The organism is Lysinibacillus sp. NPDC093216, from assembly GCF_050280325.1.
Taxonomy (GTDB): Bacteria; Bacillota; Bacilli; order Bacillales_A; family Planococcaceae; genus Lysinibacillus.
On the sequence record NZ_JBNNVB010000069.1, the window covers coordinates 1 to 1003 of the forward strand.

The window sequence follows — 1003 nt, forward strand, 5'->3', positions numbered from 1 at the left end:
TACCATTTCGCCATTTTTCATATTTTAAAACGGTTAGCGTATATTGATCAATCCAGTTCATTTCAATGGCTTTTCTTTCGATTGAAATTCCTTCCACTTGCGAAATTTCATAGTAGGATGAAGTAATTTCCCCTGTTCGCCAGTCTGTAGGTAAAAGAATGTCTACAATTAAGCGGCCACCAGGAATCAAATGATTATACATACATGTTAATGCATCCATCGCATCTTTTGAATTCTCGATTAAACAGAACGAACCTGTCGGCATAACAATCGCTTCATATTTTGAGTCTAATGAAAAATTGCTTAAGTTACCTTCATATAGATTTGGATTGATTCCTCTTTCATTGCAGTGTTTTCGGCATGAATCTAACATTTCAGGTGAGTAGTCAATCCCCTCAGCATTATATCCATTTTCAAGTAAAGGGATTAAGAAGCGTCCAGAGCCAACCCCCGCTTCAAGTACTCTTCCCTTAGTTCCTTTTAATCGTTCAAGATAATATTCAATATCCCCACCAATTGAATATCCTATTGGTTTTGTCAAATCATAAAGTTCTGTACATAATGGTCCGTAATAACTATACATTTCAATTCCTCCGATTTCGGGCAGAAGAATCTATTATTCTTACTTCTTCCACACCTTATATTTGTTTGTTGGAAAAATAGAGCTGACTATCATCATTAATCACTCACTTTCTGTACAATATAGTAAAATTATACAAAATAAAGTATTGTTGCACAATATGTTTATAAGATCAATTATCACTTAGCGTGGGTTGATTTCCGTTCCGACTGGGCGCTTTGCTGTTGCTGTCGCTTCGCTTTCGCACAGACAAAACCCAGTTGCTGCCGCTACGCTTTCGCACAGAAAACATCCGCTCCGCTGCAGGGTCTCATCTGTGACGCTGATCCTGATGCCGGAAGCCATGCATTCCAATCCTGGAAGGACTATTTTATTTCATTTGCATTTGGCCGAGCCATTGCTTACGAGGGTGACATTTACGAC

Annotated in this window: 1 protein-coding gene; it reads right to left on the bottom strand. The window is 38.5% G+C overall.

Going from position 1 to position 1003, the window contains the following annotated elements; genetic code table 11:
• On the bottom strand, positions 1-583 hold a 583-nt coding region (locus ACQKOG_RS27105), incomplete at its 3' end, for a class I SAM-dependent methyltransferase (protein WP_370083739.1).
• Positions 584-1003 lie beyond the last annotated feature (420 nt).